This window comes from Marinobacter flavimaris, from assembly GCF_002933295.1.
In the GTDB taxonomy this organism is placed as follows: Bacteria; Pseudomonadota; Gammaproteobacteria; order Pseudomonadales; family Oleiphilaceae; genus Marinobacter; species Marinobacter flavimaris.
This window is the reverse complement of sequence record NZ_PSSW01000013.1, coordinates 35,013-55,626: the sequence shown is the minus strand read 5'-3', so window position 1 is coordinate 55,626 and position 20,614 is coordinate 35,013. Positions and strand designations below refer to the sequence as shown.

Here is a 20,614-nt window from a genome sequence, read left to right as displayed (position 1 = left end):
ACACACCAAATCTTTAAATAATCGTTTTTAATTATTTAAAAGTGCTAATTAAAGAGTGCTTATAACCAAAAAATATTATGAAAAATAGCCATTTAAAATATTATATTCAATGGGTTACGGCGTTTTAGGCTATTTTTTAACCAAATAAAAGCAATACACGCAGGAAACTTAAAATCTCTCGACCGTTAGGTCGTGCCGGTTCGATTCCGGCCCGGAGCACCATCTTTTTTATCAATGTCCCCAAGTAGTTTCTCGTGATCTTCGTCAACCCGCAGTTCTCGACGGCAAATGAGCAGTGATCGACGTTCCTGCGCCAGGCGTAAGCATTAACTCAATGTTTTCCGCCCAAGGAGACAAACCGCCATGGCCGAAGTTGAAGCTATTGGTAAGCAAATCGCAGATTATGTGAACGACCCCATCGAGAAAGCCAAGCGGCTGATCGTAACGCCAGTGGGGCAGGCGAGAATGATTGTCTGTACGCCATCACCCGGCCAGGGTGCCTCGTCGGCGATTGAAGCGGCAAACAGTCTGCTTTCGGAAGATGATCAGATAGCGCTGGTCGAAGATGTCAGCGAACTGACAGATCCTGCGCAGGTGGTTTCCATCATCAATGATGGTGGTATCGAGACCGAAAAGGGGTTCCATGTGGCTTTCAGTCTTTCTGACGAGACGATTGCAAGGCAGGTGGAGAAAGAGCTCGACCTCAAGGTCTTTACGGGGCAATAGCCCCGTCTGTTAGATAGGCGGCCATCTGGCCGCCGCCACTATTTTTTCGACATTGCTTCAAGCATTTTGTTAACCGCTTCCAGGTGCTCAGGCTCGTTGTGGCACATGCCCTGGAAGTTGGCGCACACATCCAGAAAATCCTTCAGCTCCATCCTCGGTGCCATTTTCATCAGGCGTTTGGTGAGGCGAGTGGCTTTCGGTGGTTGGCTGGCCATGCGGTTTGCCATGGCATTGGCGGCGTTCATCAGTTCGTCCGCTGGCACCACCTCCAGAACAATGCCCAGCTCCTTTGCCTCGGTAGCATCGATCACCCGCCCGGTAAGCGTTAGCTCGAAGGCGCGCTGGTAGCCGATCAGGCGCTGCATGAACCAGGCGCCGCCGTCACCCGGAATGATTCCCAGGTTAAGAAAGGTTTCGCCGAACTTTGCGTTTTCCGAGGCAATGCGGATATCGGCCATGTTGGCCAAATCGAAGCCGGCGCCGATGGCGGGACCGTTGACCGCGGCGATGATGGGCACTTCCACATTATGCAGGGCCAGCGGAATACGCTGAATGCCTTTGCGGTAACGATCGGCGCATTCGGCCACGTCACCGGCAAAATCGCCGCTGCGGTTGGCCATGTCCCGGATGTTGCCGCCGGCGCTGAACGCAGAGCCCGCTCCGGTGATCACCAGTACCGACACGTCTTCGCACTGGTTAACCCATTCCGCGGTGGTCACGATGTCGTCGATCAGGTTTGAGCCGGTCAGCGCATTGCGCAGGTCGTGACGGTTCAGAGTAAGCGTGGCGACACGGTTCTCGAGGGTCAACAGGGCATCGGTAAGCTTGGGTACGGTGGTCATTGTTGCGGTTCCTTGTTTTTGATCAGCGCGTATCTTCGCGCGCGGGAACCGGGTTAATCAACTGCCACCCGCGCTTTTCGGTACCGGCTTACTTCCGTCCAGCCATGCACCGCCAGGGCGGAGAATACAATAACACCACCTACCAGGCTGAGCTTTGGCGGTACTTCGCCGAGGAATAGCCAAACAAGGAAAGACCCGAACACGGTTTCCAGAAGCAGCATCAGGCTGACTTCCGCCGCCGGAATATAGCGGGGGCCAATCTGGATCAGAATGCACGCAGTGGGCAGGAACACCAGACAGAGCAGGGCGATAAAGAAGAAATCACGGGCCGAGGGCATCTGCGCACCACCAAGCAATGCCGCAACACCTGCCAACACCAGCGCGCCGAACATAAGCATCACGCTCATATCGCTGTCGGGTTTGGAGCGCGCTACGTTGAGGTTGGAGGCCAGGGCAGTGGCGGCAACCACGGCCATCAACAGACCCAGAGGGTCGCCCTTGCCGAATTCTCCCACGGCCATGAAGGTGGCGCCGGTGACGCACACCAGAATAACTACCCAGGTGCGAAGAGGCAGCGTTTCTTTCCATACCGCCCAGGCAATTACGGCCGCAATGACCGGCGCGGTGTTCAGGATGACCAGCACATTGCCGGCGGCTGTGTTCTTCATGCCGACCACAAACCCGAGGGTACTGATGGCAAAGGCACCGGCACAGAACAGGCCTTTACGGCCGCATTTTCGAATTTCAGGCACCAGCCGGGAACGGTATCGCGCCCAGCTGATCACAAAAAAACTGATCGCCAGTAACAGGCCGCGCCAGAACAGAAAGACCACAGGATCCACGGAGGTGATTTTCACCAGCAACGCATCGGGCACGATAAACAGCACGCCCAGAGCTGCGATGGTCAGTCCTTTGATTCTGGTAGTCTGCAACGTGGCTTCGCCTGTTCTGGTGTGGTGGTTCGGTTAATTTATGGGTTGTCCTGTTCCGGCAGTGGCTGGATGCTGTTGATGTCGCCGGTTGGTGTTGCTGGCTCGTCTTTTACGATTATGAAGACTGCTCCGCCGATAACCGCGATGGCGAAGATGGCTTTGAGGATCATCGATTTTGACATGCGTTATTCCTCTCTGCAGTTTTGGCTTCTACCAACACCCTATGGGCAGCAGAGGTCTATAACAACCGCAACGCATTGAAAACTGAGCATCCTACAAAAGTCGCTTCGACAGTATAGACGCAGTCAGCAATACTCTGGGTAAGATTCCAGAATGCCCGGTGCAGCAACGATTCAAATGGAGTGTCCACATGACTGAACAAACACAAGAGCTGGTGCACAAGTACAGCGAAAATGGCATTACCACGCTTACACTGAACCAGCCGGAGAAGAAAAACAGCCTTTCCATGGCAATGCTCGAGGCCTTGTCTGAAGAGCTGGAGATCATCGCCTCCGATTCGGAAACGCGGGTTGTCGTCCTTGCGGCTCATGGCAACGTGTTTTGTGCCGGTCATGACCTCCGGGAAGTGCGTGAGCAGTTTGATAGCCATGAATTCCAGCTGGCCCTGTTTAATCAGTGCAGCAAGGTGATGCAGCAGATCGTGAACCTGCCCAGGCCAGTCATTGCGCGGGTGGCGGGTGTTGCGACCGCCGCCGGCTGCCAGCTGGTGGCCAGCTGCGACCTGGCCGTGGCGGCCGATACCGCCCGGTTTGCGACGCCTGGCGTCAATATCGGGCTGTTCTGTTCCACGCCGATGGTGGCGCTGTCCCGGAATGTGTCACGCAAGCACGCCATGGAAATGCTGCTGACCGGTGAGATGATTGGTGCCGTGAAAGCTGAACGCATCGGACTGGTCAATCAGATTGTTGATGAGCAGCACCTGGACGAAATGGTTTACAAGCTGGCGCGTACCATCGCAGACAAGTCCGGCCATACCCTGAAGATTGGTAAGGAAGCCTTCTACCGGCAACTGGAAATGCCGCTGGAGGACGCTTATGAGTACACCTCAAAGGTGATGGCAGACAACATGATGGCGAACGATGCCCAGGAAGGTATCTGCGCATTTCTGGAGAAGCGCAAGCCAGAGTGGCAGGACAGCTGAATCGGTTGCTGAGACATTGCCCGGCCTAATTTGCCGGGCAATTGTCCTTTCCGATGGCAAGCCGGTCGCCCGTTCCGATTCCATGTTCCAGGAAAAAGCCGGCGTTCATCTCCACGGCCTCGATGAATGGCACACCGGCCGGGTAGGTGGGGCAACCGGAGCCGCTGGCCGAGGGGCAGGGCACCATCTTGCGAATGCTGCCAATCTTGCCATCCTCGTTCAGGTAGGCGATGTCGAGGGGAATCAGGGTCTTGTACATCCAGAATCCGTGGCTGGCTGATCTCGGCTCGCGGTATTTAAACAGCATCCCGGCATCGGGAGCCATGGACGTACGGCCCATCAGTCCTTTCTGGCGTTGCTCGGAAGTGCTGGCAATCTCGAGTTGCACTGGCACCACGCCCGACGCAGACACAAAGCAGGCCTCGACAACCGGCAGGCCGTCCTGAGGTGCTGCAATGCCCGAGGAGCAGCCGTAGAGCAATAAGCTGGCTGCAAGGAGGACCCAGACTTCCGCCCCCCGAACCGGGCTTGATGCGCAGGTCACGAGCGCAACCGGTAGCCGGTCTTGAAAATCCACCAGATGCCGACCATGCAGGCCGTGAGGAATACGAGGGTCATTCCCACACTGATGGCAATATGAACGTCAGACACGCCGTAAAACGCCCAACGGAAACCGCTGATCAGGTAAACCACCGGATTGAACAGGCTCACCGTTTGCCATACCTCTGGCAGCATGTCGATTGAATAAAAAGTACCGCCAAGGAAAACCAGCGGTGTGACAATCATCATCGGCACGATCTGCAGTTTTTCGAATCCATCGGCCCAGATGCCGATAATGAAACCGAACAGGCTGAAGGTCACCGAGGTAAGCACCAGGAAGGAGAGCATCCAGAAGGGGTGCAGTACGTCGTAGTCCACGAAGAACTTGGCGGTCGCCAGGATGATCAGCCCCAGAATGATGGACTTGGTGGCAGCAGCACCGACATAGCCCAGCACCACCTCCACATAGGAAACCGGGGCAGAAAGCACTTCATAAATCGTGCCCGAGAACTTGGGCATGTAGATGCCGAAGGAGGCGTTCGAAATACTTTGCATCAGCAGCGACAGCATCACCAGGCCGGGGATGATGTAAGCGCCGTAGGCGATGTTGTCGATGTCGCCCATCCGCGAGCCAATCGCTGAGCCAAACACCACGAAATACAGGCAGGTGGAGATAACCGGCGAGAGCACACTTTGCATCACAGTGCGCTTCATGCGGGCCATTTCAAAATTGTAGATTGCGCGGATACCGTACAGGTTCATGCATTTCTCCAGAATAGCCGGCCGTTTTACTCGTGCACCAGGCCGACAAAAATCTCTTCAAGGGAGCTTTCCCGGGTTTGAAGGTCTCGGTATTCGATACCGAGATCGCCAAGCGTGCGGAGCAATCGGGTTACCCCTGCCTGCTCTCGCTGGGAGTCGAAGGTGTATATCAGCTCGTAACCATCCTCTGACAGCTCTATCGGCTCCAGAGTGAGTTCACCGGGCACCTTGTCCAGTTTGTGCTGCAGCTGCAGTCGCAACTCTTTCTTGCCCAGCTTGGTCATCAACTGGGCCTTGTCCTCGACCAGAATGATCTCGCCACCGCGAATGACACCGATGCGATCCGCCATTTCCTCGGCTTCTTCGATGTAGTGGGTGGTGAGGATGATGGTCACGCCATGTTCCCGAAGTTTGCGCACCATTTCCCACATGTCCCGGCGCAGTTCAACGTCGACGCCCGCCGTGGGCTCATCCAGGAACAGTATCTGCGGCTCATGGGAGAGCGCCTTGGCAATCATCAGGCGGCGCTTCATGCCACCGGAGAGAGACATGATCCGGTTGTTGCGCTTGTCCCAGAGAGAAAGATCTTTCAGGACTTTCTCGATGTGCGCAGGTTTCGGCGCCTTGCCGAATAGCCCACGACTGAAGGAAACGGCATTCCAGACAGTTTCGAATGAATCGGTGTTGAGTTCCTGTGGCACCAGGCCGATGGTCTCGCGGGCCTTGCGGTAGTCTTTGACAATATCGTAACCGGCTGCCGTTACCTGTCCGGAGGAGGCATTGACGATACCGCAGATGATACTGATGAGCGTGGTCTTGCCAGCGCCATTGGGGCCGAGGAGGGCGAAGATCTCGCCACGGCGGATGTCCAGGTTAATGTCTTTCAGGGCCTGAAAACCGTCGCCATATACCTTGCTCAGGTGCTTAACGGAAATATCCGGCTGCACGGGCGTGTCCTGTGGTCAGAATGGGTCGAATTGAAGGCGCAGTATTTTCTCATGAGTAGCGCCAGTTTAGAAACCTTTGCCTCGGCCGGAGAAAACCCCATAATGCCGGCCAGGTTTGTTCGGGAAGCGGTTATGTTACGCGCGATTGCTGTTACAGGACTGATTTTGGCCGTGGTTGTTGCCGGTGTGTTCGGTTGGCGCCTGCTGGGAGACACTGGCGAAACGTCCGGCGGAGAAAGCCAGACCGTTCAGTGTGATCTGCTGGAAAGCGGTCCGTGCCAATGGTCAAATGGTTCCGGAGATTGGCAGGTTGCCCTCAACACCATGGGCGTGGGCGCTCAGGGCACTGAATACCAGCTAACCGTTGCTACACCGGAACGTCCGGAACGCTTTCTGGCTGTTCTCCGGGGCGAGTCCATGTACATGGGCGAGTACCCGGTGCCCCTCGGCAAACAGTCGGAAAACCAGTACTCCGCCCGATTCACAGCCCCGTTTTGCACCGTGGATGGCAAAATGACCTGGCGCATTGACCTGCAACAGGGCCAGGAACCCATCGAAAACATCCCGGTTAAGCTGGTTTTCCAGGCCGAATAGCACCGGGACAGCTGAACCGGCTACTGGTCGGCTGACAACGGTACGGGATTGTGTAAAATCATCTCATCGCCATTTGCAGGGACAACGTGATGGATTACGGAGATAGCGTTCAGAAGGTTCTGCTCAGAAAAATCCGCAAAGCGGAACAGGATTTGATTCAGCTAAAGCTGGATTACTGCCGGTTTGTTTTCGGCCTGACTCATCGCGCGAAAGTGCTGGCCGGCGGCGTAACCTATGTGGTTCGTTCCGTGGATGTGGACAGCATGGCAAATACGGATGATGGCGGCTTCAGCCGGCCTGAAATAACCGGAACCCGAGTGGACGAGCAGGATCATGCGGAACCCGTTGCCCTGGGTACCGACTGGGTACTTGAAACCGCAAACAGACAGGCTGCTAAATAAACGCGTTGGCAGTAATGGCGTCGTAAAGACTCGACGTTGGCGGTACGAAATGGTTGTATCGCCAGAACTCCGCACCTTCCAGACCCGCCCGGAAACAAGCCAGATAAACCGCACTGTCTGTTAATGTGCTGATCGCCTGCATCGCCTCCGGTTGACGAATCCCCGTTTTTCGATTGATGGTCTGGGCAACAATCCCGGCCAGTGCCTCGGAATGCCGACTGCCTTTGTCGCTCAGGGCGCACCCGGCACCGTACAGCCAAGCCGTGGCATAGGCTTTGACCGCATCGGGTGCGGTCGCTAGCACCAGACCCTTTACACGGCAATCCCGTTCCTGGAGACCAGCCAGAATGTGCAATCGGGTGATGAGCTCAGCCCGGTCCGGAGCAGTTTCAGGAACCGGCCTTCTGCTGGCAACCGGCCATTCGGAATTGTTTGAGGGCAGGTCGGTAGCTACCGTGTCCTTCGTTGCTGGCCAGACTTTCTGGCGACCGACTGCGATGGGTTCGGAACGCACCAGCGAGATAACCCGCACAGCCAACAGGACAAGCAGCGCCAGCAGCCCGACCTGAATGAAGAGAATCAACCCGTTAACCATCATCACCAGAACTCTAAATATTGCAATAGGTGATCAAAGTGTAACGGAATGTATCCGCACAATACCGCCAACCGGTCGCCAATTACCGGTTTAGCGTTGGCCGAAATGACGGAACTGTGATGGGGATCGCAGTGCGGGTTAGCAGGTGGGCATGGTCTGCAAGGCCAGCTTGCGGCGGATATAGCGACCAAGAATGTCCACGCCGATATTCAGCATGGCCGTTATCAGGATCAGAACCATTGCCTGGTCGAACCGGATACTCTGTATAGCGCTATCAACGTAAAAGCCAAGGGTGTAGATGCCGAGAATACCAAGGATGGCGGTTTCTCTCATGATGATTTCCCAGCGATAAAACAGAAACGCCAGAAATGATCGGTAGATCCGGGGCACGAGTTCCCAGCTATAGCGATTAAAGCCTTTGGGAGCATCCGATCTCAAACGGATCGTGTTGGTTTGCCGGCCAATCAGGTGGCCTATGATGCCGCCATTGTGAAGGGCCAATGCAACCACCGCAGGAAGCATGGAGGGTCCCCAGAGTTGCAGGAGTATGTAGGCCAGGATGTACTCAGGGGTTGATCGGGCAATTACCAGAAAAATATGGCCGGAGGTTCGACGTATCGGGCCGCCAAAGTGATTTGAGATCAGGGGGAATGCTAGCAGCGTGAGGATACCCGTGGCCACCAGCGCAATCTGAGTGAGAACCACAGTATTCCAGATGCCAGGCAGTGCCTGCTCGATCATCAGTTCATTCAGCCACGGTAAAAGTCCGGCCAGGCCCTCTCCATCCCTGAGTGGGCTGGGGACAATATCCTCGGTGAAAAACCGTTCAACATTACCCCAGACGATGGGCAAGCCATCGCCAAGGAAAAACGGAGCCCCCACGATATACACGGGTAACAACTTGGGTCTTACCCATAGTGGAATTGTGGCAATGAGCACGTAAAAGAGGATCAACATGGCGCCGGCGTCGGAGTACATCCCCTGGGAAAAAGAGGTTTCCAGATAAAACCCCAGAGTTGGCAGGCCCACAAATCCGAGTATGGCACTCGAACGCAGCCCGCACTCCAGGCGATAGGCGGTGTAGGTTCTCAACTGGACCCAGCAATCAGGAATCCTGGTGTACAGAAACGCCGCGATAGTTCCTGTTCCCGGTGGCAAGAGCCTGCCCGGCTCCGGGTCAGCTTCCTCGAGAATCTCGGAGTAAACCTTGGCGAAGATGCCGGAATAAGGTATCGCGATCGCCAACACGCCCGTCAGGGGGTGGAAACCGAAAAACTGCAAAAAAATAAGAGCCCAAAAGAGCTCATGAATCGCCCTGATGAAAGCACAAAACACCCGCACCGGGAGGAATCGGTACACCAGAGCCAGAAAAAACCCGCAAACCCCGCCAACGGTCACCCCAACAAAGGCGAAGGCCACTGTTCGCAATAAAGCGGTAAGAAGACCTTCGCTGCTGAAAAAGTTCGGAGTGAGCACACCCAGGAAAAAGTTGCCCAGGTCTCGCCAGGGATTGTTTGCGGTGATCGCAATATCGGCAAACAAGAGCCCCACAAGCGCAATAGCAAGAAAGATCAGGCTGGTGCGAACAGTTGGGTAGGAGAGCATCGCTCGACAGATCCTAATACAGCGACATGATGTCTGCGGCCGCCAATTGGTCAGTAGGCTCATCAAGGGCAACCTGCCCATTCTGTATGCCAACAATGCGGTTACAGTACTTCATTGCCATTTCCACATCGTGAAGAGCGATAACACTGGTTTTGAAGCGATCTCGCAGCAATTGCATAACGTGATGCGCCATGGGGCCGTCCAGTGCGGAGATGGGTTCATCTGCCAATAAGACCGGGGCGTTGCGATAAAGGGCTCTGGCAATGGCCACCCTTTGACGCTGCCCGCCCGAGAGAGAAGCTGTGGGAATCCAGAGCTTTTCAGACATTCTCAATGCGTCCAGAAGCTCCAGGACCTGTTTTCTGTCCTGTTTGAATGGCCGCACAAGGGTAACGGTGTTGTACCAGGTGGCATGCTTGTCGAGCTGGCCCATGAAAACGTTGTGAAACACAGGAAGGGCGTTTACCAGACCAAGCTCCTGAGGCACAAGAGATGACTGGCCATCCACTCGCTGGTGAATAAGCCGGATAAGAGTGGATTTACCTGCACCACTCTTACCGACCAGGGCAACCTGATCTCCTTCCTTTACCTTGAGGGTGAGAGGCCCGATTACCCGCTCACCCCCAAAAGAGGCCGTCAGGCCTGAGAGATCAAAGCCTGCCATCAATCAATGATTCCGATTTCTTTCGCTACTTTGCGAATCGGCTCATAATCGTCGTTTGAAGCGGGAATAAAATCAGAACGCGGGAAGCTCTCAAGCAGCTCGGGATCATCAAGCGATAGCAGGGCTTCGCGAACGCGACCGGTAAAGCCTTCGCCGTAGTTTTCATCCACGTCGCCACGGATGCTCCATTGGTAATTCGGGAACCCGGGTGTTTTCCAGATAACCTTCACGGCGTCGGTATCAATGTTTCCGTTCTCCAGTTCTTTTTCCCAGACCGCGAAGTTCATCGCGCCCACTTCGTAGGTGCCGGACTCGACCAGACGGAGGGTGCGAGTGTGGTTGCCGCTGTAGCCGACCCGAGAAAAGACATCTTCAGGTGCTTCGCCAAACGTTTCGCGGATGTGGTACTCCGGAATCAATCGTCCCGACGTTGAGCCCTTTGATCCGAAGGTAAAGGTCTTTCCACGCACATCTTCTGGCAGGCTATCCTGACGATCCAGGCCGGTGCTTTCATGAGCAATAAAATAGACGTAGAAGGCCTGATCTTCAGTGCCCTGTGCGATTGCCTGAGAACCGGGTACAAGTGATCTCGCCTGAACACCCGACAGGCCGCCGAACCACGCCAGCTGCACCTGGTTATTCCGGAAGGCGGAAACGGCAGCCGCATAGGATTTCACGGGGATGTACTTCACATCGGCATCCAGTTCCTCGGAAAGGTAGTCCGCAATGCCGCGAAAACGCTCGACGAGCTTGGTTTCATCTTCGTCCGGTATTGCCGTAAAAATGAACGTCTGCGCGGTCGCGGCGGCTGAAAAAAGAGAACAGAGACCAATAATCAGCAATTTCCGTATAAGATTGTGGGTCATGGTTTTTCCTTTTTGGAATGGATATTTACAGTGCAGAGATGAAGCGAACGACTCCTGCTTCAGAAGGATACCTTGATTTAGGTTAACTCTGAACAGCTATACGGTTTGCGGGTTTAATTGGCTCAGGGCCGAACACTTCATTTTTCAGTAAGCTGGGTTCAATCAAAGACAATGCATCTGATAATGATCACGCCGGCGCAGCCGGGTTCGAAAGCAGGAAACCGGGCAACGGCGGAACGGTGGGCGACCTTGCTGGAAAGTGCCGGGCACTCGGTCGACGTGGTTACTGAATACCACGGTGAGCCCTGCGATGCGTTTATAGCCCTGCATGCCTGGCGTAGTGTCGATGCCATACGACATTTCCGCGAAACCTGGCCTGAAAAGCCGCTTATCGTGGCTCTCACCGGCACGGATATCTATCAGCACCAGCACGAATACCCGGAAGACACCCGGTATTCCATGGGCGCGGCCGATGCGCTTATTGGTCTGCACGACCTGGTAGCGCACGACATACCCGCCGGCTTTGCCAGCAAACTGGTCACGCTAAACCAATCGGCTGAGGGGCCGGAGGCCTTTCCGGCGCCGCAAGCGGATCTCACGAAGGAATGTTTTGGCGTTTGTGTGATTGGTCATCTTCGGGACGAAAAGGATTCTCTGCGGGCGGCTTATGCCGCGCGATTGCTTCCGAAGGACTCGAAGATACAGGTTTTTTGTGCCGGCAAGGCCCACAACGAGGCATGGCACAACAAAGCAGAGCGGGAAATGGCTGAAAATCCACGCTTCCACTGGCTCGGCGAGCTGGATAAAACCCGCACCCGGCAGTTGATGGCGAACAGCCGGTTAATGGTGATCAGCTCGGTAATGGAGGGTGGCGCAAACGTCGTCTCCGAGGCCTGCCGGGCTGGCTTGCCGGTGTTGGCATCCGATATCCCGGGCAATGTCGGTTTGTTGGGCCGGGACTATGCCGGATATTTCCCCGTTGGCGACGAACAGGCGCTGGCCGGTCTGCTGCAACACGCAGAGACCGAACCTGCGTTTCTCGAAAGCCTCAAAGCGCAGGTTAGTAATCTGGCCGAGCGTTTCCTGCCCGAAAAAGAACAGGCATCCCTGGAGCAGGCGCTACACCTTGCCATGCAGCGCTGCTCACAGGGACGTTAATCCCGCAGGGAAATAGGCTCGATGGGCCCCGATTCATCCTGGGCGGTAATTCGCCCGATAATGGCGGTATGCGGATAGCCCAGGGCTTTCAGTTCCCGTACACACTCCTCTGCCTTGTCCGCGGCAACACTTGCCAGCAGCCCGCCCGCTGTTTGCGGATCAAAGATCAACGGGTAGCGTGCATGGTTGACCCATTTTTCCTGATCCCGGATACCCCGGCGCAAGCGGATGTTTGCTGGTTGCAGGGAACTAAGGATCCCTGCTGCCGCTGTTTCCTCCGCGCCCGGAAGGATCGGGATGGCAGAAAGATCCAGTTCGGCATCCACACCCGAGGGCTTGGTCATTTCAACCAGATGCCCGAGGAGGCCGAAGCCAGTAACGTCGGTACAGGCTTTTGATCCAAATTTCCTGAGACAGTCTGCTGCCGCCTTATTGGACTGGATCATGGAGGCGAGGGCGGAATCGATCCACCGACCTTTGGCCGCCAGCTTTGCGTGAGCGGCAAACAGGGTGCCTGTACCGATGGGCTTGGTGAGAATCAGGGCATCGCCCGCTTTCAGGCCACCTTTGCTCATGACTTCTTCCGGGTCGATCAGGCCGTTGACTGCAAAGCCCAGGGCCAGTTCCTTGCCCTCGCCGGTGTGCCCGCCAACCAGCGCGCATCCTGCCTCGTTCAGCACTTCAACAGCACCAGACATCATCTGATAGACGACATCCTCAACCTTGGATTCAATGCCGTAAGGCACCGTGGCAACGGCCGTGGCACTCTGGGCTTCGGCGCCCATGGCAAAGACGTCACCGAGGCTATGATTGGCCGCCACCTTGCCAAAGATGTAGGGGTCGTCAATGAACGCACGGAAGAAATCCACGGTATGAACTACGGCTTTGCCGGGTGGTACTGTCAAAACGGCGGCGTCGTCCGGGGCGTGAAGGCCGATCAGGATATCGTCCCGCTCGATGGGTTTCAGCTCTCCCAGGGCTCGCGAAAGAACGGTGCTGCCCACCTTGGCGCCACAACCACCACAACGCATGGCAACCGCCGAAATGGCCTGGGAGGCTTCCTCAGCATTTTGTGCGGCAGCCGTATCCGGCAGTTTGGATTCTTCCTCCATTGGAGGCAGATCATTGAACTTCTTCATGAAGCGGCGATCGATCCAGTCTTTCCAGCGCCAGACCCAGGCGCCGTCGAACTGCAAATCTCCCCGGGAGGCCACAGCGTACTTGTCCCCGGTGCTGATTAGCGCTAACCACTTCTTCTGAGGATGAAAATCCTTCGGATCCTTGCCGGTTGCAAGCCGCTTGAGGTTGTCGGCGAGGGGAGGTCCCTGTCTTACCGCAAATACCCCCGCTTTTTCTCGGGGGTGATTCAAGACGTTGGCAATATCGCCAGCAGCAAAAATGCTGTCGTCATTCTCCACTTGCAGGGTATCGCGTACTCTCAGGAACAGACCATCGTCCAGCGCCAGGCCTGTGTCCTTGAGCCATTCAGGGCCACCAGCCCGGGTTACCCAGAGCACTTCGTCCGTTTGCAGGGTTTCGCCGGATTCGGTAATCAATAACCCTTCCTGAACCTTGCTGACTGGCGATCCCAGATGGACCTTCACACCACGATTCGACAGGGTTTTTCGGAAAACCTCACGCACCTTGGGGTTGTGGGTCGGTAGAATTTGGTCGGCGGCGTCGAAGAGGTGGAAATGCAGTTGATCGGGATCTTTACCACGCTGTTTCAGTTCATTCTTCAGTCGAAACTGCATGGCGAGGGTCAGCTCAACGCCACCGGCACCAGCGCCAACTACCGCAACCGCCAGCGGCCCGTCGTGATTCTCGATACGGGAAAGCAGTGCAAGCCAGCGGTTGTTGAAGCCGGTGATCGGCTTCACCGGAACCGCGTGGTCGGAAGCGCCTTCCACTTCATTGACCCGCGGAGACGAGCCAATATTGATTGACAGTATGTCGTAGGGCACATCCGGGCGACCGCGGCAGATAACCCGCTTCTGGTCCCGGTCGATGCCCATGGCTTCGGCCCGGTAAAAGCGCGCACCAGCGTACTCCGCCAGGCGGCTCAGATCGATGTGGACATCGTCGTAGCTATAGTGGCCGGCCACGTAGCCAGGCAGCATGCCAGAATAGGGGGTGTGGGTGTCGCGGCAGATCAGGGTCAGGCGCACGCCGGGGACAGGGTTCATGGCGAACCGCTTGAGTACCCCGACGTGGCTGTGCCCGCCGCCAATCAGGACAATGTCCCGTAAAACAGGCTGGTCAGGCGTTCGCATCAGCTGATTTTCTTGGCTTCAGCGCTGAATTGGCTGTATCCCTTGACGTTTGAGAAGGCCTTCAGCTTTTCCTGGTCTTCGGCAGACGGATTGGCGATCTGGTCGATGGAGGTAATGCCAACGTCCTTCATCTTCTTGGCGGTGGCCGGACCGATACCTTTAACCAGCGTCAGGTCACTCTTGTCGACCGGCTTTGCAGCCTTGGCTGCTGGTGCTTTCTTGGCTGCAGGCTTCTTCGCAGCCGGCTTTTTCGCCGCAGGCTTGCTGGTCGCGCCTTTGGCTTTGGAAGCTGTTTTGGCGGTTTTCTTAGGCGCTGATTTCTTGGCTGCCGTGCTGGCCTCTTTACTCACTTCATCTGTGAGCTTCTTGACCTCTTCACCCGCTTCCTTGGAAGCCACGCCAAGACGCTCGAGAATGCTGCTCTGCAGTTCATGGAACTCTTCCAGGCGGCGCTCAAACTCTTCGTGGAAACGCTTCATCTCGCGGTCGCGAAGCTCGTCGATTTCCTTCAGCAGCTTGCGAACAGGCTCCTGAACCTGGTTCTGCAGGCTGTCGAACTGCTTCAGCGCATCGTTCACCAGGCCTTCGATCTGGGAAGAAGTCTTTTCGAACTCCTTGTTGACCTTTTTCACGATTTTATCAACGTTCTGTTTGGCTTTCTTCGCCATGGAATGTCTCCTTACGGACAGGTTTCAACGAAAATCAATGTCAGGCCATCTGCCGGAAACCGGACATGGAGCCTGGGGAACGACGTGATTTGAGCGACTGTTTCTTGGATAGCACTTCCCGAATTCTGCGGAGCTTTTCCGCCAGCGACGAGCTGCCGTTGGAGTCGAGCTCTACAAAATCGATTGAATAGAAGAAATTGCTGCAGTGTTTTCTGCGTTCGGTCACCAGCCCGGCGAGTCCTTCTGCGCGGATCTTGTCGAACGGCATGTCCATCACGAGATCCAGCACCACGGTATCACCGGGGTTGAACACTTTGTCGGTTTTCATAACACAACCGTAGCCGTCCAGCTCATAAAGGGCGGCTTCGACAAGTTCCTTCCGAAAAAGGCCCTGTCTGACTCGGAATCGTGCGACAAGGTCCGGCAATGCTTCGTTCATGAATCGGGTTCTCTGGTGATTTCCGTATCCACAGCAACCTGTCTCATTGGGAGACAGGCTGGATATTGGTTAAACAATAGACACTGAATTCTAGTTTTGCAACGCCATCAGTGCCATACGATCGACCGCTAACGCAGTTATTTAACAATTTCACCTGGCTGATCGGGCCAGTTTACTTGGTCTTCAATTCATACATATCAACGCGACGATCTTTCAGGTTAGTGACAGACCCCTCGTTACGCACCAGTTTCAGCTTTTCCAGGTCCATATCGGAGAACATGATCATCTCCGTATTCGGCGTGGTTTCCGCCATAACTGCATCGTGCGGGAAGGCAAAATCCGAGGGTGAGAATACGGCAGACTGAGCGTACTGGACGTCCAGGTTCTCGACTTTCGGCAGGTTGCCAACGCTACCAGTGACGACCACATAGCATTCGTTTTCGATTGCGCGGGCCTGGGCGCACTGGCGAACCCTGAGGTAGCCGTTTTTGGTGTCGGTCCAGAACGGCACCATGATGATATCAACCTCCTGGCTGGCAGCAATACGGCCCAGTTCAGGGAATTCGATGTCATAGCAGATCATGATGGCGACCCGGCCAGCATCGGTCTCGAAGACCTCAAACTGGTTGCCGCCCTCGATCACCCAGTCGCGGCGTTCGTGGGGCGTGATGTGAATCTTGCGTTGCTCATCAACACGACCGTCCCGGTGGCAGAGATAGGACACGTTATACACCCGATCGTTTTCGATCAGTGGCATGGAACCGGTGATAATGTTGATGTTGTAGCTCACCGCCATTTCAGACATCTCTTCCCGGAACTGCTGGGTAAATCCGGCGAGGAAACGGATGGCCCGGGTCTGGTCCATCTGATCGGTCAGTCCCATCAGCGGCGCGTTGAAAAACTCGGGGAAGATGGCGAAGTCACTTTTGTAATCAGACAAGGCGTCCACAAAATACTCAACCTGCTCGAGCACCTCTTCAACCGAAGTGAATTCCCGCATCTGCCACTGCACTGCGCCCAGCCTTATCTGAGTTTTCTTGACGCTCAGAACCGGGGAAGGAGGGGTGTAGAGAATGTTCCGCCATTCCAGCAACGTCGCGTAGCCCTGGGATTTCTCATCCTCGGGCAGGTATTTGTGCATCAACCGCGTAACCTGGAAATCGTTCGAGAGCTGGAAGCTCAGAATCGGATCGTAGATTTCCTTGCGATCGACCCGTTGAATGTACTCTTCGGGTGAATACTGTTCGGCGTATTTGAAGTAGCTCGGTATGCGCCCGCCCGCCAGGATGGCACGCAGGTTCATGGAGCGACAGAGTTCTTTTCGCGCTTCGTAGAGTCGACGACCCAAGCGGTAGCCGCGGTAGTCGGGGTGGATAAAGACATCCAGCCCATAGAGGGAGTCACCATTGGCGTTGTGCCAGATCTTCTCGTTACGGAGGATCAGATCGTCGTAGGTGTGCGGGTTGCTAAAACGCTCGTACTTAACGCAAACCGTCAGCGCAACCGCAATAAGCTGGCCACTTTCCTCAATGCAGATCTGGCCGTCGGGGAACTGCTCCACCAATGCCTTGATGGTGTCCTTCGGCCAGGAGCCTCCGATGTCGTCGTATACCCGATCCATAAGCTTCTGAAGCTGATCGTAGTCATCAAGCCTCAGGTTCCGGAGGTTGAGGTGCAGTTCTTCATGGGCCATTCAGTTCGGCTCCCGTTCGTTATGGAATGAGGACAATCTCAGCGTCTGCGTCAATAATTGGAAAGTTTAACAGAAGCCGCTAAAGACTTCGCACCATGGGCCGAAACACACATTAACGAATATCAATTTTATTGCTGAGGATTCGACCGTGCAGCTGACATTCGGGCAAAAGCTCCTGACTGCTTTCGGTATTCTGTTGCTGTTGGTTATGGGGGCTTTTACGCTCTCTGGCGATTTACGATTACAAAGCACCACAAAAACCTATGTGAACGCGCTGATCGACGACACCGTGCAGCAGAGCACGTCGAGCATCGCAGAGTGGCTCAATACCCGTCTGGTGATGACTGAAGCCACCGCCAAAGCCCTGGAGAATGCCGAGAACGATGGAGAGGCGCGGGTTATTCTTCAGGCCATTACCACCGGCGGCGGGTTCCGGGATGTCTATGTGGGGCGCACCGACGGCTACATGCTGATGAAATCCCCGGAGGCAAATGCCACGCTGCCAGCGGATTACGATCCCCGCCAGCGCCCCTGGTACAAGAAGGCCATGAGCCTCGGCAGCGCCTCGTTTACCGAGCCGTATCAGGATGCCAGCACCAACGACATGATCATCTCCACACTTGCGCCGGTGAAGCGCGGTGAATACGAGGGCGTGGCCGGTGCTGATATCGGCCTGGGCGCGATAGCAAAAACCCTGAGCACAGTCACCCTTGCGGACACCGGTTACGCCACTTTGATCAATGAGCGGGGCACCATACTGTTCCACCCACGGCAAAACCTTGTCGGCAAGAACATCAGTGAGCTCATTGGCGGCAAGCCGGATCTTGGCGGGGACGCTCACGAATACAGTAATGATGACGGCAACTGGGAGGCCAGCTTCCATCCGATCAGTGAAGCGCGTGGCGTGCAATGGTATCTGGGGACCTTTGTCAACGCGGACAAGATCAACGAACCGGTCCAGAGCGCCAGAATGACTGGATTGATCATGGCCGTGATCGGCCTGATCGTTTCTCTGGTGATTCTGCATCTGGGCATCAAGGTTCTGATGGCGCCGGTTCGCCGCTTGAACAAGGCCATGGCGGACATTGGCAGTGGTGATGCCGACCTGACCCAGCGTCTGGACGACAGTGCAAAAGATGAATTCGGTGAGTTGGCCCGGAGCTTTAACCAGTTTGTCGAGAATATCCAGACGGTTGTTCGCGATGTCCAGAAGGGTAGCGCCGAACTCGGGGAAAATGTCAGCTCGCTGAGAGATACCGCCAGTACCAGTCGTTCGAGCGTGGAGAGTCAGCAGGCCGAGATCGATATGGTGGCGACCGCGATCAACGAGATGTCGGCCGCTGCCGGCGAGATCGCCCAGAACGCACAGCAAACCGCAGATGCCGCCAACACCGCAGATGCAGACAGCCGGGCTTCGCTGGAGACCGTCGCTGCCTCCCGGGACGCCGTGCAGAAGCTCTCGAAGGAGATTAATGCGGCTGCAGAGGTCATCCACACCCTTGGCAAGGACGTTACGTCCATCACGACGGTGCTTGAAGTGATTCAGGGTATTGCAGAGCAAACCAACCTGCTGGCATTGAATGCCGCGATTGAAGCGGCTCGGGCCGGTGAAGCAGGGCGAGGCTTCGCAGTTGTGGCAGACGAGGTACGTAACCTTGCCCAGCGCACCCAGTCCAGCACCGAGGAAATCAACGACATGATTGAGCGTCTGCAAAAGGGCGCCAATGATGCGGTCGATGTCATGAATGCCTCAACTGCCGTATCCAATGTCAGTATGGAAAAAGCGCAGGACGCCATGGATGCCCTCAACCGGATTGCCGAGGCAATCACGTCCATCAGCCAGATGACGTCACAGATTGCCACAGCATCCGAAGAACAGACGTCGGTTACCGAGGAGTTGAACTCGTCGATTACCCGGATCGCGGATCAGGGCCAGGAAGCGGCCGCCGCGGCCACCGAAAACGATGTTTACAGCGGGCAAATTGAGCGCATCGGCACCGCACTGAACCAGAACGTGTCAAGGTTCCGGGTGTAACCGCAGGGCGCCCGCTAGCGGCTGAGGACTTCAAGCCGACGGCGCAGGTTCTCGAAGGTTTTGCGCCCAACGTAACGGGATTCTTCGCTCAGGTACGGGTTTTCGAGGGTAATGACCGTACGCTCGTCGAGATCAAGCTCTTTCACAGCGCGGGCGTAGTAGTGCCTGAGGAAATCATTGAAGCTGCCATCGTGGATGGCGCGCTCGATTCCCAGCTGAAGGCGATGGGCAGTTTCCTGGTCATCGGGACCGACAAAGAGATAGGACGGCATCGGGTAGGCGATCAACAGATCAGGCTCAATTACCAGATTAGGATCCTGCTCCAATTCCAGGTCGTAAAGCACTTCGCTTACGCCCCTGGCAAAACACTCGAAGCGTTCATTACGCAACATTCCGAACAGTATTTCGTATCGGGAATGAGTGACCACCGGAATGCCGTTGGCTTCAAGCACCGGTGTGTCTGGCCAGTGCGCGCCCTGGCCAATCCGAATCTGACTGTCTCTCAAGTCATCTAGAGTCTTGATTCCCGCAAACCGGGGCAGGGATTCCGGCATAACCACGCATACCCGAAAACCGAGCAACCCGCCATCGACCGGAAACGGTATAGCGGTCAGGGATTTCTCCCGTTCTGCGGAGGTAGCAACATTGGCGATGTCAACTAATCGTGATTGGCCGTCTGTCAGTTCCCTCAGTACGCGGCCCTGGCTCAGCTCTTCACTTCTGATGATCTGAAATTCTCCGTACTCTGGCGTCTTCTTCAGAGCAAGCTCCACCAGGGCCCGGATGGCAGGACTGTCGTAATTCCGGTACCAGAGTACGTAACCGCGCACGGCGGCTATCTGCGACGCAGTGGTCGATGACGTTGTGGCTGAGAGTGGTCCTGCCGCAAGGCAGAAAGCCAATGGCATCAGGCAAAGAACCAGTTTTCGAAACCGGTGGAAGACCAGGGAAGCGGGCAGAGAATATTCCAAATCAGAGATCCTTTCTTACTACTGGAAAAACCGGCTATCAAGCAGTCATGATTCAGGCACGCATCCTCACTTTAGAACAGAAACTCAAAAATAAATCAGACAACATCCAAAAAAATTGTAAAACCTTCTTGCGAGCACTGAAGTCCGTTGTAATCATCAGTTCCCAATCAATTTCGGAGCTTGGCAATGGCAATTATCGATAATCTCATCGGAGCGACCGGTCAATGGGTGGCCAGTACCGACCCCAAGGCTACACTGGCCAGCCCTCTGGCCTGGCTGAAGAAAACGGGCGGGTACGCAGCGGTGAACAAGATCATCGGTCTCTCGATTCCTTTTGCACCACGGAACAACTTCAGCGTTGAGGAGGTCAGGCCAGGATATGTAAGAGCGAAAATCCGCTTGAAAGGCAACAAAAACCACTTCGGCAGCCTTTATGCGGGCGCGTACTTCCTGGTAGCCGAAATTCCCGGTGGCGTGCTGACCCTATTTGATCTGGGGCCTTCGTACACGCCGATTCTCAAGGAAATGACGTTGCAGTTTCTCCAGCCAGCCAACAGCGATGTCACTGTAGAATTCACCCTGGATCCCGAAACCGTGGCAGCCATTCTTGCTGACGCTGACGAGACCGGGCGGGCGAAATTCTCCCTGGAAGGCAAACTGGTGGACGAAGAGGGCAACCATGTAGCAACCTCCATCGCCCATTACCGCGTGCGGAAAAAAGGGTTTAAAGCAGAGGCCTGA

23 protein-coding genes and 1 tRNA gene are annotated in these 20,614 nt (G+C 55.5%); 9 read left to right on the top strand and 15 right to left on the bottom strand.

Going from position 1 to position 20,614, the window contains the following annotated elements:
• The first annotated feature begins 118 nt into the window (after positions 1 to 118).
• Both MDHKLMBL_RS20920 and MDHKLMBL_RS18740 read left to right on the top strand, forming a co-directional pair.
• Positions 119 to 222 (top strand) — tRNA-Leu (locus tag MDHKLMBL_RS20920).
• A gap of 141 nt (positions 223 to 363) precedes the next feature.
• Positions 364 to 726: a hypothetical protein gene (locus MDHKLMBL_RS18740; protein ID WP_104271974.1), complete on the top strand. Its 363-nt coding sequence runs from the start codon at positions 364 to 366 to the stop codon at positions 724 to 726.
• A gap of 38 nt (positions 727 to 764) precedes the next feature.
• Here MDHKLMBL_RS18740 and MDHKLMBL_RS18735 read toward each other — a convergent pair whose 3' ends face one another.
• The 3 genes from MDHKLMBL_RS18735 to MDHKLMBL_RS21030 are packed head-to-tail and all read right to left on the bottom strand — an operon-like array spanning position 765 to position 2,682.
• Positions 765 to 1,568: an enoyl-CoA hydratase-related protein gene (locus MDHKLMBL_RS18735; protein ID WP_104271971.1), complete on the bottom strand. Its 804-nt coding sequence runs from the start codon at positions 1,566 to 1,568 to the stop codon at positions 765 to 767.
• A gap of 53 nt (positions 1,569 to 1,621) precedes the next feature.
• Positions 1,622 to 2,500, bottom strand: coding sequence for a DMT family transporter (locus tag MDHKLMBL_RS18730; RefSeq protein ID WP_053115334.1), 879 nt, complete (start codon positions 2,498 to 2,500; stop codon positions 1,622 to 1,624).
• Positions 2,501 to 2,538: 38 nt separating this feature from the next.
• Positions 2,539 to 2,682, bottom strand: coding sequence for a hypothetical protein (locus MDHKLMBL_RS21030; protein ID WP_167450411.1), 144 nt, complete (start codon positions 2,680 to 2,682; stop codon positions 2,539 to 2,541).
• 188 nt (positions 2,683 to 2,870) lie between these two features.
• Here MDHKLMBL_RS21030 and MDHKLMBL_RS18725 point away from each other — a divergent pair, with 188 nt between their 5' ends.
• The gene (locus tag MDHKLMBL_RS18725) at positions 2,871 to 3,662 is read left to right on the top strand and encodes an enoyl-CoA hydratase (RefSeq protein WP_088557269.1); all 792 of its coding nucleotides are present in this window, start codon (positions 2,871 to 2,873) and stop codon (positions 3,660 to 3,662) included.
• 25 nt (positions 3,663 to 3,687) lie between these two features.
• Here the strand turns inward: MDHKLMBL_RS18725 and MDHKLMBL_RS18720 are convergent, their stop codons facing one another.
• The 3 genes from MDHKLMBL_RS18720 to MDHKLMBL_RS18710 are packed head-to-tail and all read right to left on the bottom strand — an operon-like array spanning position 3,688 to position 5,911.
• Positions 3,688 to 4,239, bottom strand: coding sequence for a DUF192 domain-containing protein (locus tag MDHKLMBL_RS18720; protein ID WP_241956269.1), 552 nt, complete (start codon positions 4,237 to 4,239; stop codon positions 3,688 to 3,690).
• Positions 4,203 to 4,964, bottom strand: a complete 762-nt coding sequence (locus MDHKLMBL_RS18715) for an ABC transporter permease (RefSeq protein ID WP_008171593.1) — start codon at positions 4,962 to 4,964, stop codon at positions 4,203 to 4,205. The genes MDHKLMBL_RS18720 and MDHKLMBL_RS18715 overlap by 37 nt, the downstream gene beginning before the upstream one ends.
• A 26-nt stretch (positions 4,965 to 4,990) precedes the next feature.
• On the bottom strand, positions 4,991 to 5,911 hold the full coding sequence (locus MDHKLMBL_RS18710) for an ABC transporter ATP-binding protein (RefSeq protein WP_008171591.1): 921 nt from the start codon (positions 5,909 to 5,911) through the stop codon (positions 4,991 to 4,993).
• A gap of 102 nt (positions 5,912 to 6,013) precedes the next feature.
• On the opposite strand from MDHKLMBL_RS18710, the gene MDHKLMBL_RS18705 reads away from it, so the two are divergent.
• Together MDHKLMBL_RS18705 and MDHKLMBL_RS18700 are read left to right on the top strand one after the other, a co-directional pair.
• Entirely contained in the window at positions 6,014 to 6,505 is a 492-nt protein-coding gene (locus MDHKLMBL_RS18705; RefSeq protein WP_104271964.1) for a hypothetical protein, read from the top strand.
• A gap of 89 nt (positions 6,506 to 6,594) precedes the next feature.
• On the top strand, positions 6,595 to 6,906 hold the full coding sequence (locus MDHKLMBL_RS18700; RefSeq protein WP_014577111.1) for a hypothetical protein: 312 nt from the start codon (positions 6,595 to 6,597) through the stop codon (positions 6,904 to 6,906).
• Here MDHKLMBL_RS18700 and MDHKLMBL_RS18695 read toward each other — a convergent pair.
• From MDHKLMBL_RS18695 to MDHKLMBL_RS18680, 4 genes are all read right to left on the bottom strand, one after another.
• Positions 6,899 to 7,504, bottom strand: a complete 606-nt coding sequence (locus MDHKLMBL_RS18695; protein ID WP_104271961.1) for a hypothetical protein — start codon at positions 7,502 to 7,504, stop codon at positions 6,899 to 6,901. The genes MDHKLMBL_RS18700 and MDHKLMBL_RS18695 overlap by 8 nt on opposite strands.
• A 135-nt stretch (positions 7,505 to 7,639) precedes the next feature.
• Positions 7,640 to 9,106 (bottom strand): PhnE/PtxC family ABC transporter permease, encoded by a 1,467-nt coding sequence (locus tag MDHKLMBL_RS18690; RefSeq protein ID WP_008171584.1) that lies wholly within the window; start codon positions 9,104 to 9,106, stop codon positions 7,640 to 7,642.
• 13 nt (positions 9,107 to 9,119) lie between these two features.
• Positions 9,120 to 9,770 (bottom strand): ATP-binding cassette domain-containing protein, encoded by a 651-nt coding sequence (locus MDHKLMBL_RS18685; RefSeq protein ID WP_104271958.1) that lies wholly within the window; start codon positions 9,768 to 9,770, stop codon positions 9,120 to 9,122.
• The gene (locus MDHKLMBL_RS18680) at positions 9,770 to 10,636 is read right to left on the bottom strand and encodes a putative selenate ABC transporter substrate-binding protein (protein ID WP_104271954.1); all 867 of its coding nucleotides are present in this window, start codon (positions 10,634 to 10,636) and stop codon (positions 9,770 to 9,772) included. Before MDHKLMBL_RS18680 ends, MDHKLMBL_RS18685 begins: the two co-directional genes overlap by 1 nt.
• Positions 10,637 to 10,807: 171 nt before the next feature.
• Here MDHKLMBL_RS18680 and senB point away from each other — a divergent pair, with 171 nt between their 5' ends.
• The gene (gene senB / locus MDHKLMBL_RS18675) at positions 10,808 to 11,794 is read left to right on the top strand and encodes a selenoneine biosynthesis selenosugar synthase SenB (RefSeq protein WP_104271952.1); all 987 of its coding nucleotides are present in this window, start codon (positions 10,808 to 10,810) and stop codon (positions 11,792 to 11,794) included.
• Here the strand turns inward: senB and selD are convergent.
• From selD to MDHKLMBL_RS18655, 4 genes are all read right to left on the bottom strand, one after another.
• Positions 11,791 to 14,067: a selenide, water dikinase SelD gene (selD, locus tag MDHKLMBL_RS18670; protein ID WP_104271950.1), complete on the bottom strand. Its 2,277-nt coding sequence runs from the start codon at positions 14,065 to 14,067 to the stop codon at positions 11,791 to 11,793. The two genes, senB and selD, sit on opposite strands and share 4 nt — an antisense overlap.
• Positions 14,067 to 14,735, bottom strand: coding sequence for a helix-hairpin-helix domain-containing protein (locus MDHKLMBL_RS18665; protein WP_104271948.1), 669 nt, complete (start codon positions 14,733 to 14,735; stop codon positions 14,067 to 14,069). Before MDHKLMBL_RS18665 ends, selD begins: the two co-directional genes overlap by 1 nt.
• 40 nt (positions 14,736 to 14,775) lie before the next feature.
• Positions 14,776 to 15,174, bottom strand: a complete 399-nt coding sequence (locus MDHKLMBL_RS18660; RefSeq protein WP_008171578.1) for a hypothetical protein — start codon at positions 15,172 to 15,174, stop codon at positions 14,776 to 14,778.
• Between the two features lie 172 nt (positions 15,175 to 15,346).
• Positions 15,347 to 16,867: a carbon-nitrogen hydrolase family protein gene (locus MDHKLMBL_RS18655; RefSeq protein WP_008171577.1), complete on the bottom strand. Its 1,521-nt coding sequence runs from the start codon at positions 16,865 to 16,867 to the stop codon at positions 15,347 to 15,349.
• A 148-nt stretch (positions 16,868 to 17,015) separates the two neighbouring features.
• Here MDHKLMBL_RS18655 and MDHKLMBL_RS18650 point away from each other — a divergent pair, with 148 nt between their 5' ends.
• Positions 17,016 to 18,902, top strand: a complete 1,887-nt coding sequence (locus MDHKLMBL_RS18650; RefSeq protein WP_104271945.1) for a methyl-accepting chemotaxis protein — start codon at positions 17,016 to 17,018, stop codon at positions 18,900 to 18,902.
• A gap of 14 nt (positions 18,903 to 18,916) precedes the next feature.
• Here MDHKLMBL_RS18650 and MDHKLMBL_RS18645 read toward each other — a convergent pair whose 3' ends face one another.
• Positions 18,917 to 19,873 (bottom strand): transporter substrate-binding domain-containing protein, encoded by a 957-nt coding sequence (locus tag MDHKLMBL_RS18645; protein ID WP_104271940.1) that lies wholly within the window; start codon positions 19,871 to 19,873, stop codon positions 18,917 to 18,919.
• On the opposite strand from MDHKLMBL_RS18645, the gene MDHKLMBL_RS21025 reads away from it, so the two are divergent.
• Together MDHKLMBL_RS21025 and MDHKLMBL_RS18640 are read left to right on the top strand one after the other, a co-directional pair.
• Positions 19,759 to 20,076, top strand: coding sequence for a hypothetical protein (locus tag MDHKLMBL_RS21025; RefSeq protein ID WP_167450410.1), 318 nt, complete (start codon positions 19,759 to 19,761; stop codon positions 20,074 to 20,076). The genes MDHKLMBL_RS18645 and MDHKLMBL_RS21025 overlap by 115 nt on opposite strands.
• The gene (locus MDHKLMBL_RS18640) at positions 20,060 to 20,614 is read left to right on the top strand and encodes a YiiD C-terminal domain-containing protein (RefSeq protein WP_041645218.1); all 555 of its coding nucleotides are present in this window, start codon (positions 20,060 to 20,062) and stop codon (positions 20,612 to 20,614) included. The genes MDHKLMBL_RS21025 and MDHKLMBL_RS18640 overlap by 17 nt, the downstream gene beginning before the upstream one ends.